Consider the following 13,075-nt stretch of genomic DNA (forward strand, 5'->3'; position numbering starts at 1 on the left):
GGCATGTCGGACATATCGAAGCCAGCGCCGCATCCCTCCCCCCTGACGCAGCCCTATTGGGATGGCGCGGCGCAGGGCGTGCTGCGGGTGCAGCAATGCGCGGCCTGCGGCAAGCTGCGGCACTACCCCCGCTACCTCTGCGACGGATGCCATTCCTTCGACGTCACCTGGAAGGATTGCAGCGGCCGCGGCACGGTGCACAGCTGGATGGTGGCGCATCACGCCTTCCACCCCGGCTTCAAGGAAGATTTGCCCTACACGCTGGTCGTGGTGGAGATGGAGGAAGGGGTCCGCGCGCTCGGCCGCTTCATCGGGGAGGCACCGCGGATCGACATGCCCGTGGTGATCCGCTTTACGGCAGGCGCGGATGGCTTCGCGCTGCCGGCATTCACGCCGGTGGTGCCGGACGCCTGACGCAGGCGGGATCGAGGCCGGAGGGCTACTCCTCCTCCTCGGTCATCCCGGCTGCAACCTGCAGCCCGGCATCCCCGGGGCAGGCCAGGGCGCGGCGCTGGAGGTGGGCGCTGCGCTGCATGGCGTAGGCGTCCAGCGCATGGGCCTCCGCCGCATCCAGGTCCCGGTAGGCACCCGCATAGCCGTGGAAGGCGGAACCCGCCTGCCAGCCCAGCACCGCCTCCGGCCCCACGGCGTGGGACAGGGCAAGGCCCGTGGCGAAGGCCGCCGCCGAATCCCGCAGCGTGGAGGGGCCGAGGATCGGCAGCACCAGGTAGGGCCCGCTCGGCACGCCCCAGCCGCAGGCCGCATCCGCCAGGCCGAAGGGCCGCGCGACCAGGCCGCGTTCCGCCGCCACATCCCGCACCCCGCCATAGCCCAGCACCGTGTTGATGCCGAAGCGCTGCAAGGCATGGCCCGCAATGCCGAATTCGCCGCCCGCAACGCCGGCCATGGCGGTGACGGGCTCCCCCAGGTTGGACAGCGCCTGGCCGATTCCCTGCCGCACCTCCGCCGGCACCTGACCGACGTAGAAGCGCGCGGCCGGCGTCAGCAGATGGGTCCGTAGCGTCGCGTTGAAGACATGGGTGTAGCGGTTCACCCGTTCCAGCGGATCGCCGCCATTCGCCGCAGCCGGCGCGGCCACCGCCGTCAAGGCGAGGCCCAGCAGCGCCGCCCGCAGAGCACCGTCGTTTCGCATCACAACCCCCCGCACCCGTGACCCGGATATCACCGGTCGGGCCGATGGCGCCACCGCGAAGCCGCATCACCCGGGCTGCGCGCCGGCTACGGGGGCCATGGCGATGCGGGGGCCGATATCCTGCCAGGCGAGGCGGCATTGCAGCGCCAGGGAGGCGGGGTAGTAGAGCGCCGCTTCCTCCACCCGCGGCAGGCTGGACACGCGCCCCAGCACCGTCGCCACCGTCAGTTGCGCCACGGCCTGGATGCCGGCATCCCCGCGGTAGGGGGCGATCAGGTTGCTGCGCAGATCCACCCAGGCCGGCGCGGCGGCGTGGTCCGGGTCCGCCCAGAACTCGGCCAGCGCCAGCAACGCCGGCGCCGCCACGCTGCCCGACCAGGCCAGGTGCAGCGGCACCCGCACCGCGTCGTAGGAGAAGCGCGGCGCCGGCCCGGGCGCCAGGATCGGCCGCCCATCCCCGCGGGAGATCGCGACCCAGTCCGGCGGCAGCCGCCAGCGGCCGAAGCGGGCGCGATCCGTGATCTGCCGGCCCATCGCCTCCAGCGCCGCCCAGGCGGGGCTTGGCGCCAGCGGCGCCAGCACGCGGAAGGCGTTGGGCATGGCGTAGCCCGGATTGACCACGACGTGGTCGGGCTTGAGGAAACCCTCCGCCCCCGGCAGCAGCAGCGGACCATCGGCCAGCGGCAGCACCAGCCGCCGCAGGATGTCCCGCGCCACCTGCGCGGCCAGCCGCCGGTATTCGCCGGAGGACCAGCGGGCGGCCGCCTCCGCCAGCGCCCAGCCGCCCAGCAGGTCGCCATCGGTCGCGTTATTGAAATCCGAGACCGGCACGGCGGCGCCGGGCTGGTAGCGCCAGGCCAGCAGCGCATCATCCGGCCGCCGCAGCGCCTGGCGCGAAAAGCGCAGCAGGCGGTCGAAGGTCGCGCGGTCATCGAAGCGGACGGCGAAGAGCATGGCGGCGCCCTGCCCCTCGGAATGCGTGGCGCCGGCATTGCCGTTATCCACCACGCGGCCGTCATGGGTGATGAAGCGGCGGCGGAAATCCTCCCATTCCGCGGACTCCGCCTGAACCCGAGCATTCGGCAGAAGCGCCTGGGCCTGACCGGCGCCGAGGGCGACACCCATGCCGGCACCCCACTGCAACAGCGCCCTGCGGCCAAGCCGGGATGTGACCTGCCCTGCCGCCACCGCCGCCTCCTCTTCCCGCTGCCCTGCACCGCCATGGTTACGCGCGCGATGCGGGTCGGCTCGACGCAGGTTTTGTTCGGATTTGTAGGGCACCCCGCTGCCGGGGCTTCCCGCGGCGGCATCGGTGGCTAGCCTTCCCGCCAATGGAACCCACCGCCTCCCCACCCATGCCCGGCCTGCCCGGGACGGCCTTCGCAGCCCTTCTCGACGCCTATCCGCAGCGGCAGGCCGTGCTGGCGCTCCTCACCCGCCTGCACCGCCACCACGCGGCCAGCGCCGGGCATTCCGTCCGCGTCGGGCAGGTCCTGCTCGCGATGGCGACCGAGCAGCCTGGCTATCTCGGCGATCCCGGCACGGCCTTCGTGGCGGGGTTGCTGCATGATGTCGGCAAGCTGGCGGTGCCGCCCGGGACGCTCGATTCCCCCGCCAGCCTCGACAAGGCCGGGCGGGACCTGATCCGCGCCCACCCGGCGGAGGGCGCCGCCATCCTGGCCGAGGCCGGGTTCCAACCCCTCATCGTCGAGGTGGCGCTGGGCCATCACGAACGCTGGCAGGGCGGCGGCTACCCCGCCGGCCTGCCCGCCACCGCGCAGCCCCGCCTGTCGCGCGCCGTCGCCGTGGCCGATGCCCTGGTCGCGATGGTCGAACCCGGCCGCCCCTATCGCGCGCCCCTGGGGCGGGAGGCCGCGCTGACGGAACTGCGCGCCTGCGCCGGTGTGCATTTCGACCCGGAGACGACGTCCATCCTCCTCGCCGCCGCCTCCCGCGGGGATGGACCCCTCGCCACCCTTCTCGGTACCTGAGGCGCGCCCGCGGCACCACCCACACCGTGTCGACATGGTTAATTTTTCGCGGTATGGTTGTGTTACGTCACCCTTTGCAACGAAAGGCGAGGAGCCCGTGCCGCCTTCGCGCCCCCTTCTCGTGCTGGAAGATGATCCCGGCGTGGCCGCCGCGATCGGCGACGCCCTGGCGCAGGATGGCTGGCGGGTGGAGGCGGCCGATACGCTGGCACTGGGCCGCGCGCGCCTGGCCGCCTGCAACCCGCGGATCGTGGTGGTCGATCTCGGCCTGCCCGACGGCAACGGGATCGCCTTCGTGCAGGAAGCGGCCCGGCGGCCCGATATCGGCATCATCGTGGTCAGCGGCCGGGCCGAGGAAGTGGACCGGATCGTGGGGCTGGAGGTCGGGGCGGATGACTACCTGACCAAGCCCTTCTCGCTGCGGGAAATGGTGGCCCGGATCCGCGCGCTGTGTCGCCGGCTGGATTCCATCGCCACCCTCGCCCGCCCGGCCACGGTGCCGCCACCGCCCGGGGCCTGGGACATCGTCGGCCTGCGGCTGGAACCGACACGGCAGCGGATCGTGGCCCCGGATGGGCGGGAGATCCGCCTGACCGGGGGCGAGGCCACGCTGCTGCACCTGCTGCTGGAAGCGCCGGAGAACCTGGCGGACCGCGCCAGCATCTCCGAACGCGCGCTCGGGCGGCGGCTGCTGCCGGAACAGCGTGGCGTGGACCAGCTGGCCTCCATGCTACGGCAGAAGCTGCGCGATTCCTCGGCCGGCCAGGTCACAGTCGCCGCGGTGCGCGGGCGCGGCTACCGCCTGGCCTGGTAGGCGCGGCTATCCGCGGAGGTCGCAGGCCACCCCGCGCCTGGCGCAGTTCCGGCGCGCTGGTCGAACACGGGTCGGGTTTCGCGAATTGCCGGGCTCCATTGCCGCGCGTCCTCGCCGGGACAAGACTGGCCACGACCAACGCAGGAGGAAGCGGCCCGTCATGAAGCTCACCATCTCCCCCAACAGCCCCTATGTCCGCAAGGCACGCGCCTGCGCGATCCAGCGCGGGATCGAGGACCGGATCGAGCCCTGGCTGGAGGCCGGCAAGGATCCCGCGCTGCCGCGCCTCAACCCGCTGTCCAAGGTGCCGACGCTGGTGACGGATGATGGCGTCGCGCTGTTCGACAGCCCGGTGATCTGCGAATACCTCGACAGCATCGGCACCGCGCCGCCGCTGTTCCCGCCGGCCGGTCCCGCGCGCTGGAACGCGCTGCGCCAGCAGGCGCTCGGCGATGGCATCCTCGACGCATCGCAGCCGAGGCGGCGGGAGATCGCGCTGCCGCAGGATGAAGGCCGGCGCAGCTACATCGAATTGCAGCAGGGCAAGGTTACCCGCGCGGTGGATGCGCTGGAAGCGGAGGCCCACACCCTCGGCGCCCTGACCACGATCGGGGAGATCACGATCGCCTGCGCGCTCGGCTACCTCGATTTCCGCTACGCCAACGAACCCTGGCGCCCCGGGCATCCGAAGCTGGAAGCCTGGTATGCCCGCGTCGCCCGCCTGCCGGCCATGGCCCGCACCGCCCCGCCGCCTGGCTGACGCCTGCCCTGCACGCGGCCCGGTTCGGCGCCGGCTCGCATTCCGTTAGCAATGCGCCCGCATCCTGCGCCCCAGGCGGTCATTCTCGACTGCCGGAGGCGCAGGAAGCGACCATGGCGGGGCCAAGGCCAACACCAACGGGGCGTGCGAGTCCGTTCGCGGAAGACGAGATCATCGTCACCAAGACCGACCCGAAGGGCCGGATCCTCTACGCGAACGAGACCTTCCTCACGGTCTCCCGCCTCACGCTGGCCGAGGCGCTGGGCCAGCCGTACAGCATCGTCCGCCACCCCGACATGCCACGCTGCATCTTCGAGATGATGTGGAAGACGATCGGCGCGGGCGGCGAGTTCTTCGGCTACGTCAAGAACATGGCCACGAATGGCGACCACTACTGGGTCGTCGCCCATGTGACCGCGAGCCGCAACGCGGCAGGCACCATCACGGGCTTCCATTCCAACCGCCGCAAGCCGGATGCCGCGCAGATCGCGCGCATCGAACCGCTCTACCAGCGGCTGCTGGCGGCCGAGGACGCGCAGGCGGACCGCAAGGCCGGCCAGCGCCGCGGTGCCGATCTTCTCGACGCCTTCCTGGCCGAAAGGGGGATCAGCTATGACCAGTTCGCCTTCTCCGTTTGATCGCGTGCCGCCCGCCGCCCTGCTGGGCGCGGCCGCGGTCGTCACGCTGGGCCAGGCCCTGGCCGGGCTCCTCGCCGGGCCGCCCGGGCCCGTCGCGCTCGCGGCAGGCGCGGCGCTCAGCCTCTCCGCCCTGGGTGCCGCCGCCTGGCACATGGCGCGCGACGCAGCGTCGCTGACGCAACTCGCCGCGATCACCGAAGCCGCGTCGCATGGCGACCTGGAAGCCCGCTTCATCGGCGTGCCCGCGCCGGGCGCGATCGGCCGGGCGCAGCGCGGCGTGAACCGGCTGCTCGACATCACCGATGCCTTCGTGCGCGAAGCCGGCGGATCGATGAAGGCCGCGAGCCTCGGCGCGCATCATCGCAAGGTGCTGCTGCGCGGCCTGCCTGGCGCCTTCGCCGCGGCGGCCGCCGACATCAACGCCGGCGGCGGCGCCATGGAAGCCCGGGCCCACGCCTTCACCGATTTCGCCACGCGCTTCGAATCGGAGGTGGGAGAGGTCGTGACGAATGTCGCCGGCGCCGCCGTCTCCATGCGCGCCAGCGCCGAAGCGCTGTCCGGCAGCGCCGGGCGCAGCGCCACCGCCGCCACCACGGCGGCCGAGGCCATCGGCCGGACCGCGGCGGAAACCAACGCCGTGGCCGCGGCGGCGGAGGAACTCTCGGCCTCGGTCAGCGAGATCAGCCGCCAGGTGACGCGTGCCTCCTCCATCGCGCGCAAGGCGGTGGAGGAAACGCGCCGCACCGATGCCAGCGTCACCGGCCTGGCCAGCGCGGCCGCGCGGGTGAAAGAGGTGGTGCTGATGATCGCCGACATCGCCGGGCAGACCAACCTGCTGGCGCTGAACGCGACCATCGAGGCCGCCCGCGCGGGCGAGGCCGGCAAGGGCTTTTCCGTGGTGGCGAGCGAGGTGAAGGCCCTGGCCGCGCAGACCGCGAAGGCGACGGAGGAGATCGGCCGCCAGATCGCGGAGATCCAGGTGGCGACGCAGGGCGCGGTGGAGGCGCTGCGCAGCATCAGCGCCGCCGTGCACCAGACGGATGAGGTGGCGAGCGCCATCGCCGCGGCGGTGGAGGAACAGGGCGCCGCGACGCAGGAGATCGCGCGCAGCGTGCAGGGCGTGGCCAGCGGCAGCGCCACCGCATCGGCCAGCGTCGCCGGTGTGGGCGAAGCCGCTTCCGCCACCGGGCGATCGGCGGAAGGTGTCCTGGCGGCATCGCAGGACCTGGCCGCCCAGTCCGGGCGGTTGAGCGAGGGGGTCCGCGCCTTCCTGGCCAGCGCCCGCGCGGCCTGAGGCCTGTTGCCGAGGTCACGCATCAAGCGCCATGGCGGGACCGCGCATGGGCTGGATGGGAGAAGCGCTGGCGACTCCGTCGCCGGATCCCCCGGCAAGGGCGATTGACGTGGCGCGCCAGCCGGGCGCATGCCCGCGCCGATGGCCCGCGCCCCGGAAACTGATCTCTACGCCGCCGTGAAGGCGCACCTCGAAAGCCTGGGCCTGGACCCGAAGGGGGAGGTGCTGGGCTGCGACGTGGTCGCACTCGGCGCGGGCGACCCGCCGCTGCTGGTGATCGCGGAGATGAAGTCGGGCTTCACGCTCGACCTGCTGCTGCAGGGCGTGGACCGGATCGCCCTGTGCGACGAGGTCTGGCTGGCCGTGCCCGCCACGCGGAAGGGCCGGGACCGGGACCGCCGGGCGCATCGCCTCTGCCGGCTGCTGGGCTTCGGGCTGCTGGCCGTGCTGCCCGGCACCGGGCGGGTGGAGGTGCTGGTGGAGCCCAGCGCCTATCGCCCCCGCCTGAACCCGAAGCGCCGGTCCCGCCTGGTGGCGGAACACCGCAAGCGGCGCGGCGACCCCACGCCCGGCGGGGGCAATCGCAAGCCGATCATGACCGCCTACCGCCAGGCCGCGCTGGCCTGCGCGGCCGCGCTGAAGGATGGCCCGGCGACGACGAAGGCGGTGAAGGCGGTGGTGCCGGATGCGCCGACCATCCTGCTGCGCAACGTGCATGGCTGGTTCGAACGCGTCAGCCGCGGCACCTACCGCCTGACCGCGGCCGGGGAGGCCGCGCTGGCGGCGGGGTGAGGCGCGTTGAATTCGAACATGCTTGGCATCTTCGAATATCCATGCCCTACTCCGCCCGCGCCGCGGCCCTGGCTTCGGGGAGGCGACAAGGCAGGAGGACGCACGCGCCATGGATACCCCCGTCAGCTTCGTCTCCGACGGCATCGACATCGCGGGCGACCTGCACATCCCGGACGGCACGCCGCCGGGCACCAGGCTGCCGGCCTTCATCGTGCTGCACGGCTTCATCGGGTCCAAGGACAAGAGCCATGCGGAGATCATGGCGCGGCTGCTGGAATCCTTCGGCTACGCGGTGCTGCGCATGGATTTCCGGGGCTGCGGCAAGTCCGGCGGCAAGCGCGGCTACGTGCTGTGCCATGACCAGGTGGCGGATGCGAAGAACGCGCTGAACTGGCTGTCGCAGCGGCCCGAGATCGACCCTGCGCGCATCGGCATCATCGGCCACAGCTTCGGCGCCGCCGTCGCCTGCTATGCCGGCGCGGTGGACCAGCGCTTCGCGGCCGTCATCTCCTCCTGCGGCTGGGGCCATGGGGAGCGCAAATTCATGGGCCAGCATCCCGGGGAGGCCTGGCCGAAATTCCTCGACATGCTCGCCGCCAACCGCGCCCACAAGGAGAAGACGGGCGAGGCGCTGACGGTGCCTCGCTTCGACGTGGTGCCGATGCAGGAACACCTGCGCAAGAACCTCTCTCCCAACGCACTCATGGAAGTATCCGCCGACACCGCGCAATCCATGTTCGACTTCAAGGCGGAGGAGGTGGTGCATTGGATCAGCCCGCGGCCCGTGCTGTTCCTGCACGGGGCGGATGACACGGTGACGCCGACGGAGCAGTCGATCCGCCTGTGGGAGAAGGCGGGCCAGCCCAAGGACCTGGTGCTGATCACCGGCACCGACCATTTCCCGCTGGCCGCCGGCAACAAGCGGACCGCGGGATTGCTGAAGGGCTGGCTCGACGTGCATTTCCCGGTCGTCCCGGCGTAGTCTGCGCGCATGAGCAAGATCCGCATCGCCGCCCCTGCCCTGCAAGCCCTCGCGCGCGATATCCTGGCCGCGGCGGGCACGCCGATCGATGACGCGGCGGTCTGGGCGGAGACGCTGGTCTTCGCCAATCTTCGCGGCGTGGACAGCCACGGCGTCATCCGCATCCCCCGCTACCTCGAACAGATCGGCACCGGCGACATCCGCCCGGCGGCGGCGATGACGCTTCTGAAATCCGTGGGCGCCATCGCGCTGCTCGATGCCGCGGGCGCCCCCGGACCCGTCGCGATGAAGCGCGCGATGGAGGAAGCGATCGCTGCGGCGAAGCGCGTGCATGTGGGCTGGTGCGTGGCGCGGAACATCACCCATGCCGGCGCCGTCGGGCACTTCGCCTTGCAGGCCGCCGCGCAGGGCATGGCGGGGCTGGTGATGACCGCCAGCATCCCGCTGATGGCCTGGCCGGGCAGCCGGAAGGCCGTGGTCTCCACGAACCCCATCGCCATCGCCATGCCGGGGGGCCGGCATCCGCCGCTGCTGCTGGACATGGCGACGGCGACGGTGTCACTCGGAAAGATCCTCGGCGCCAAGCAGGCGGGCACGCCGATCCCCGCGGGCTGGGGCATCGATGCCGAGGGCGCCGACACCACCGAGGCCGCGAAGGTCGCCACGCTGCTGCCCATGGCGGGGCCGAAGGGCGCCGGCCTCTCCCTCATGATCGAATGCCTGGCGAGCCTGGTGGCGACCAACCCGATGATCGCGCCGGCGCTTCGCGGCGAGAAATCCTACGGCATGAACGGCGTCGCCATCGCGCTGGACCTCGCGGCCTTCGGCGATCCGGCGGAGCTGGCGGACAGCGTCGATGACCTCGCCGCCACGGTGGCCGCCCAGCCCCGCGCGCCGGGCGCCGATGCCCTGCTGGTGCCGGGCGAGCGTGGCGATGCGGAGCGGGTGCGGCGGCTTGCCGATGGCATCCCGCTGCCGCCGGGCGTGTGGAAGCAGCTGAGCGACGCCGCTTCGCGGCTGGGCGTGCCGGTGCCGGCGACCATTTAGTTTCTAACCCGATTTAGCCGTTTTAGCGGTTTTAGCACCGATTCAGTGGTGCTTTTGGACAAATGCCAGGGGTGGCGCAGCCCCCCTCACCCAACCCTCTCCCCCCGTTGGGGGGGAGAGGGCTTTGCGTGTCGCGCGGCAAGCCCGATGACGACCTGAACATAACAGGAACGATCCCGCCCGCGCCAGCGGAATCGGCACCGGTCACTGCATCTGGATGCCTTGGCGCTGGATCACCTGGCGCCAGCGCGTGATCTCGGCCGCGACGAAGGGGCGCATGTCGCCGGGGCGGCCGGCATCGACCTCTCCATCCACCAGATCGTCCAGGCGGCGGCGCATGGCGGGTTCGTTGATGGCGGCGGCAACCACCTGGTGCAGGCGGACCGCGACGGGTTCCGGCAGGCCCTTGGGCGCGGCGATGCCGGCCCAGGTCGGGGCCTCGAAGCCCGGCAGCCCCGCACCCTCGGCCACCGTGGGCACATCGGGCAGCAGCTTGGACCGCGTGGCGGAACTCACCGCCAGGCAGCGCAGCGTGCCGGCGCGGACATGGGGCAGCACGCCGACGCTGGTCGTGACCATCGCCGCGACCTCTCCCCCCAGCAGCGCCGTGGTGCCGGCGGCGTCGCCGCGATAGGGCACGTGCTGCATCTGGATCCCCGCCGCGGCGTTCAGCATCTCCCCCACCAGATGATGGGTGGACCCCACCCCGGCGGAGCCGAAGGTGACGCGGCCGGGCTGCGCCTTCGCCATCGCCACCAGCCCCGCCAGATCCCGCGCCGGGCTGTCCGCGCGCACGACGATGACGAAGGCGTAGCGCACCACCATCGACACGAAGTCGAAGTCATTCACCGGGTCGAAGGTCAGCCCCTGGGCGAAGGCGGCGGAGACGGCGTGGCCGCCGGTCAGCAGCCCGATGGTATGGCCATCCGCCTGGCTGCGGGCCAGCGCGGCGGAGGCGATGTTGCCCCCCGCCCCGGGCCGCGACTCCACGACGACGGACTGGCCCAGTTGTTCGCCGATCGGCGTGGCAATCAGGCGGGCCAGTATGTCCGCCGTGCCGCCCGGACCGAAGCCGTGCAGCAGGCGGATGGGCCGGTCCGGCCAGGCGGCGAGCGCGGGGCTGGCGACCAGGGGCGCAGCCAGAAGGCCGAGCGCCATGCGACGGGTGAGCATTTTCTTGTTTCCTCCCATTCTCAGCGTTTCGATTTTTCGGCACACGCTCGGCGGCCGCCACGGGCGGCCGAGGTCGCGAATGCGGCCCGCGGCAAGTGCCGCGAAGCCAAGCGCGCGGAGCGCGCGCCCGGCGTTTGAGGGCATGGCAAGTGGCTGTTCCCAGGAGCCGCTGGAGGCGGCGGATGGGATCAGACGCTGGCCGCTTCGCGGAATTCCTGGGGCGCCTGGGGGCCCCATTGGCTTTTCAGCCCCTGGCTCTTCGGCACCAGGCGCGGCGCCATGCTGGCGTTCAGCGTGTCCGTATCCGTCCAGTGTTCATGCACCCGGCCCCAGGGGTCCTTCCAGTAGTCGAAGACCTGGCTGCCCAGCAGGTGCCGGCCGATGCCCCAGAGGTGGTAGTGCCCCTGCTGTTGCAGCCAGTCATGCCCGGCATGGAGGTCGTCCATGTCCTGCACCTCGTAGGAGATGTGGTTGAGGCCGGCGCGGCTGTGGCGGCCGAACATCATGATGTGGTGGTCGACGAATTCATCGCCGCGGTCGGCGCGGTTGAAGCTGGCCAGCAGGAAGTCGGGGTTGTCCTCGGCGTGGACGTGTTCGCTGACCATGAAGCCGAAATGGCGATGCGCCCAGGCGACGGAGCCTTCGATGTCCGGCGTGCTGAACACGGCATGGCCCATGCGCTTCACCTGGCAGGGGCGCGGCTCGATCCGCTGCAACTGGCCGAGGCGCGGGCGTTCCGCGCCGGTGTTCAGCAGGGAATGGCGTTCGGGCAGCGTGGCGACGGTGGCGACGCCATGCACGACTTCCATGGTGAAGCCGTTGTGGTCCTTCAGGCGCACGCGCTTGCCGCCGCCGGGTTCGTTCAGCGCCTCCACGCCCGATGCACCGGCGGCATGGGCGGCCAGGCGGTGCAGATCGGCCTCGCTATCCGCGTGGAAGGCGACGCCCAGCACGCGGTCCGGGCCGCGTTCGGTGATGTGCAAATGGTGGGCATCGCCGGTGCCGCGCATGTAGAGCGCATTCTCCGTCCGCACCTGCCGCAGCAGCCCGAAATCCGTCAGGAAGCGCTCCGCCTGGTCGAGATCGGGCGAGCCGAGCCTGATCCATGCGACATCGCGCACCTTGATGATGGGGTCCTGCATCCTGTTCCTTCCTCCCAACGCCAGTCCTGCCCCCTGCGGGCTCAGGGTGGCGGCATGAATTGCGGCGCGTGGCGCAGCACGGTTTCCGTGGTCTCGTTCAGATGCGCGCCGAGCAGTTCGGCGGCGAGTTCCGCCTTGCGCGCCAGCGCGGCGTCGTGGATCGCCTCATGCTCCGCGCGCTTGGACGGCCCGATGGGGCGGTGGCGCTGGCAGACCAGGCGGTAGCGTTCCATGTGGTCATACATCTGGGCGCGCAGGCGGAGCAGCCAGCGGGAGGGGCAGGCGGCGACGAGCGCGCGGTGGAAGTCGCGATGGGCGGCCAGCCATTCGCTGCTGCGCTGCTTGCGCTCCTCCCGGCTCAGGCGCTCGATCTTCGCCAGGCGGTGGAAGGCCAGCACCACGCCGGCTTCCCAGGCATCGTCGCCATGCCGCACGCTTTCCAGGATGGCGCGCTGTTCGAATTCGGTATGGAGCGCGGAGACATCGCGGAGGTCCTCCGCCGAGATGGCAGCGACGCGGAAGCCGCGATTGGCGTCGAGTTCGACCAGCCCTTCCGGCAGCAGGTGGGACAGCGCCTCCCTCAGCGTGCCGATACCCGCGCCATAGGCGCGCTGGAGATCGGCGAAGCGCAGCCGGGCACCGGGGGCGTAGTGCCCGTCCAGGATATCGCCCTTGAGGCGGGAGAGCACGTCCTGGCTGACCAGCACGGCATCCGGCTCCGCCGGTCTTGGCATGGCGCGCGGCGGCACGAAACCTCCCCCTTCCCCGTCGCCGGGGAGCCTAGGGAAGGATATTCGATCAAGCAAGTATGTTCGAAAATCCGATAGCCCGCGAAAAGGTCAGGCGCCCAGGCGGGTGGGGGGGTCGTCGCCGGGCTTGTCCTCCGTGCTGGACAGCACCAGCAGCGCATGGCCCGCGGCGGCGGCCCCACCGACCGCAATCAGGATGAAGAAGGCGATCCCGGGGTCGTTCCAGGGGCGGACCAGGGTGGTTTCCTGCGGGCCGGTGAACCACCACAGCGACAATCCACGCACCACGGCGCCGGTCACCAGGCCGGGCAGGAAGCCCAGCCAGAAGGAGGACAGGACGATCGCGACCAGCAGCAGGTCCCGCCCCGCGCCCATGCGGTGCGGCAGCAGATTGGCCCGGCAGAGGAAGGCGACGACGCCCAGGAGCAGGGCGGTGGCCAGGCGGAGCCAGAGCGGCAATCCGCGCAGCCTGGCGAGCCACCGGAGGACAAGCGCCAAGCCATTCATGGGAGGATTCGGGGGTTCAAGGTTTCGCGAGCA

General features: G+C 71.6%; 15 protein-coding genes. 9 read left to right on the top strand and 6 right to left on the bottom strand.

Annotation, left to right across the window (positions count from 1 at the left end):
- The first annotated feature begins 3 nt into the window (after positions 1 to 3).
- The gene (locus tag ACTIE5_RS23275; RefSeq protein WP_439552112.1) at positions 4 to 414 is read left to right on the top strand and encodes a Zn-ribbon domain-containing OB-fold protein; all 411 of its coding nucleotides are present in this window, start codon (positions 4 to 6) and stop codon (positions 412 to 414) included.
- A gap of 25 nt (positions 415 to 439) precedes the next feature.
- Here ACTIE5_RS23275 and ACTIE5_RS23280 read toward each other — a convergent pair whose 3' ends face one another.
- Positions 440 to 1,153 carry an MlaA family lipoprotein gene (locus tag ACTIE5_RS23280; protein WP_439552113.1) on the bottom strand — a complete coding sequence of 238 codons (714 nt, stop codon included), beginning with the start codon at positions 1,151 to 1,153 and terminating at the stop codon, positions 440 to 442.
- A 66-nt stretch (positions 1,154 to 1,219) separates the two neighbouring features.
- Positions 1,220 to 2,278, bottom strand: a complete 1,059-nt coding sequence (locus ACTIE5_RS23285) for a glycosyl hydrolase family 8 (protein WP_439552114.1) — start codon at positions 2,276 to 2,278, stop codon at positions 1,220 to 1,222.
- A 230-nt stretch (positions 2,279 to 2,508) separates the two neighbouring features.
- On the opposite strand from ACTIE5_RS23285, the gene ACTIE5_RS23290 reads away from it, so the two are divergent.
- The 8 genes from ACTIE5_RS23290 to ACTIE5_RS23325 all read left to right on the top strand — a co-directional run bounded on the left by ACTIE5_RS23290 (position 2,509) and on the right by ACTIE5_RS23325 (position 9,471).
- Positions 2,509 to 3,144: an HD-GYP domain-containing protein gene (locus ACTIE5_RS23290; protein WP_439552115.1), complete on the top strand. Its 636-nt coding sequence runs from the start codon at positions 2,509 to 2,511 to the stop codon at positions 3,142 to 3,144.
- A 97-nt stretch (positions 3,145 to 3,241) separates the two neighbouring features.
- Positions 3,242 to 3,958: a response regulator transcription factor gene (locus ACTIE5_RS23295; protein ID WP_439552116.1), complete on the top strand. Its 717-nt coding sequence runs from the start codon at positions 3,242 to 3,244 to the stop codon at positions 3,956 to 3,958.
- Between the two features lie 160 nt (positions 3,959 to 4,118).
- Positions 4,119 to 4,718, top strand: a complete 600-nt coding sequence (locus ACTIE5_RS23300) for a glutathione S-transferase N-terminal domain-containing protein (protein WP_439552117.1) — start codon at positions 4,119 to 4,121, stop codon at positions 4,716 to 4,718.
- 113 nt (positions 4,719 to 4,831) lie between these two features.
- Positions 4,832 to 5,356, top strand: a complete 525-nt coding sequence (locus ACTIE5_RS23305) for a PAS domain-containing protein (protein WP_439552118.1) — start codon at positions 4,832 to 4,834, stop codon at positions 5,354 to 5,356.
- Positions 5,331 to 6,650 carry a methyl-accepting chemotaxis protein gene (locus tag ACTIE5_RS23310; protein ID WP_439552119.1) on the top strand — a complete coding sequence of 440 codons (1,320 nt, stop codon included), beginning with the start codon at positions 5,331 to 5,333 and terminating at the stop codon, positions 6,648 to 6,650. The genes ACTIE5_RS23305 and ACTIE5_RS23310 overlap by 26 nt, the downstream gene beginning before the upstream one ends.
- A 141-nt stretch (positions 6,651 to 6,791) precedes the next feature.
- Complete coding sequence (locus ACTIE5_RS23315; protein WP_439552120.1) at positions 6,792 to 7,442, top strand: DUF2161 family putative PD-(D/E)XK-type phosphodiesterase; 651 nt, start codon at positions 6,792 to 6,794, stop codon at positions 7,440 to 7,442.
- A gap of 109 nt (positions 7,443 to 7,551) precedes the next feature.
- The gene (locus ACTIE5_RS23320; protein ID WP_439552121.1) at positions 7,552 to 8,424 is read left to right on the top strand and encodes an alpha/beta hydrolase; all 873 of its coding nucleotides are present in this window, start codon (positions 7,552 to 7,554) and stop codon (positions 8,422 to 8,424) included.
- 9 nt (positions 8,425 to 8,433) lie between these two features.
- Positions 8,434 to 9,471 carry an Ldh family oxidoreductase gene (locus tag ACTIE5_RS23325; RefSeq protein WP_439552122.1) on the top strand — a complete coding sequence of 346 codons (1,038 nt, stop codon included), beginning with the start codon at positions 8,434 to 8,436 and terminating at the stop codon, positions 9,469 to 9,471.
- Between the two features lie 204 nt (positions 9,472 to 9,675).
- Here the strand turns inward: ACTIE5_RS23325 and ACTIE5_RS23330 are convergent, their stop codons facing one another.
- The 4 genes from ACTIE5_RS23330 to ACTIE5_RS23345 form a co-directional block, all read right to left on the bottom strand.
- Positions 9,676 to 10,644 (bottom strand): Bug family tripartite tricarboxylate transporter substrate binding protein, encoded by a 969-nt coding sequence (locus ACTIE5_RS23330; protein WP_439552123.1) that lies wholly within the window; start codon positions 10,642 to 10,644, stop codon positions 9,676 to 9,678.
- 188 nt (positions 10,645 to 10,832) lie between these two features.
- A complete protein-coding gene (locus ACTIE5_RS23335; protein ID WP_439552124.1) occupies positions 10,833 to 11,786 on the bottom strand; it encodes a VOC family protein in 954 nt (317 codons plus the stop codon).
- 41 nt (positions 11,787 to 11,827) lie between these two features.
- A complete protein-coding gene (locus ACTIE5_RS23340) occupies positions 11,828 to 12,535 on the bottom strand; it encodes an FCD domain-containing protein (protein WP_439552125.1) in 708 nt (235 codons plus the stop codon).
- Positions 12,536 to 12,625: 90 nt separating this feature from the next.
- Positions 12,626 to 13,042 carry a hypothetical protein gene (locus tag ACTIE5_RS23345; RefSeq protein WP_439552126.1) on the bottom strand — a complete coding sequence of 139 codons (417 nt, stop codon included), beginning with the start codon at positions 13,040 to 13,042 and terminating at the stop codon, positions 12,626 to 12,628.
- Positions 13,043 to 13,075 lie beyond the last annotated feature (33 nt).

Origin of the sequence: Falsiroseomonas sp. (genome assembly GCF_051859025.1) — a bacterium.
In the GTDB taxonomy this organism is placed as follows: domain Bacteria; phylum Pseudomonadota; class Alphaproteobacteria; order Acetobacterales; family Acetobacteraceae; genus Falsiroseomonas.

Excerpts from the sequence above, each read along its gene's own strand:
- ACTIE5_RS23305 (WP_439552118.1), top strand. The coding sequence starts at position 4,832 with ATGGCGGGGCCAAGGCCAACACCAACGGGGCGTGCGAGTCCGTTCGCG.
- ACTIE5_RS23290 (WP_439552115.1), top strand. The coding sequence starts at position 2,509 with ATGCCCGGCCTGCCCGGGACGGCCTTCGCAGCCCTTCTCGACGCCTAT.
- ACTIE5_RS23280 (WP_439552113.1), bottom strand. The coding sequence starts at position 1,153 with ATGCGAAACGACGGTGCTCTGCGGGCGGCGCTGCTGGGCCTCGCCTTG.
- ACTIE5_RS23345 (WP_439552126.1), bottom strand. The coding sequence starts at position 13,042 with ATGAATGGCTTGGCGCTTGTCCTCCGGTGGCTCGCCAGGCTGCGCGGA.
- ACTIE5_RS23335 (WP_439552124.1), bottom strand. The coding sequence starts at position 11,786 with ATGCAGGACCCCATCATCAAGGTGCGCGATGTCGCATGGATCAGGCTC.
- ACTIE5_RS23275 (WP_439552112.1), top strand. The coding sequence starts at position 4 with ATGTCGGACATATCGAAGCCAGCGCCGCATCCCTCCCCCCTGACGCAG.
- ACTIE5_RS23330 (WP_439552123.1), bottom strand. The coding sequence starts at position 10,644 with ATGCTCACCCGTCGCATGGCGCTCGGCCTTCTGGCTGCGCCCCTGGTC.
- ACTIE5_RS23300 (WP_439552117.1), top strand. The coding sequence starts at position 4,119 with ATGAAGCTCACCATCTCCCCCAACAGCCCCTATGTCCGCAAGGCACGC.
- ACTIE5_RS23320 (WP_439552121.1), top strand. The coding sequence starts at position 7,552 with ATGGATACCCCCGTCAGCTTCGTCTCCGACGGCATCGACATCGCGGGC.
- ACTIE5_RS23285 (WP_439552114.1), bottom strand. The coding sequence starts at position 2,278 with ATGGGTGTCGCCCTCGGCGCCGGTCAGGCCCAGGCGCTTCTGCCGAAT.
- ACTIE5_RS23310 (WP_439552119.1), top strand. The coding sequence starts at position 5,331 with ATGACCAGTTCGCCTTCTCCGTTTGATCGCGTGCCGCCCGCCGCCCTG.
- ACTIE5_RS23325 (WP_439552122.1), top strand. The coding sequence starts at position 8,434 with ATGAGCAAGATCCGCATCGCCGCCCCTGCCCTGCAAGCCCTCGCGCGC.
- ACTIE5_RS23315 (WP_439552120.1), top strand. The coding sequence starts at position 6,792 with ATGGCCCGCGCCCCGGAAACTGATCTCTACGCCGCCGTGAAGGCGCAC.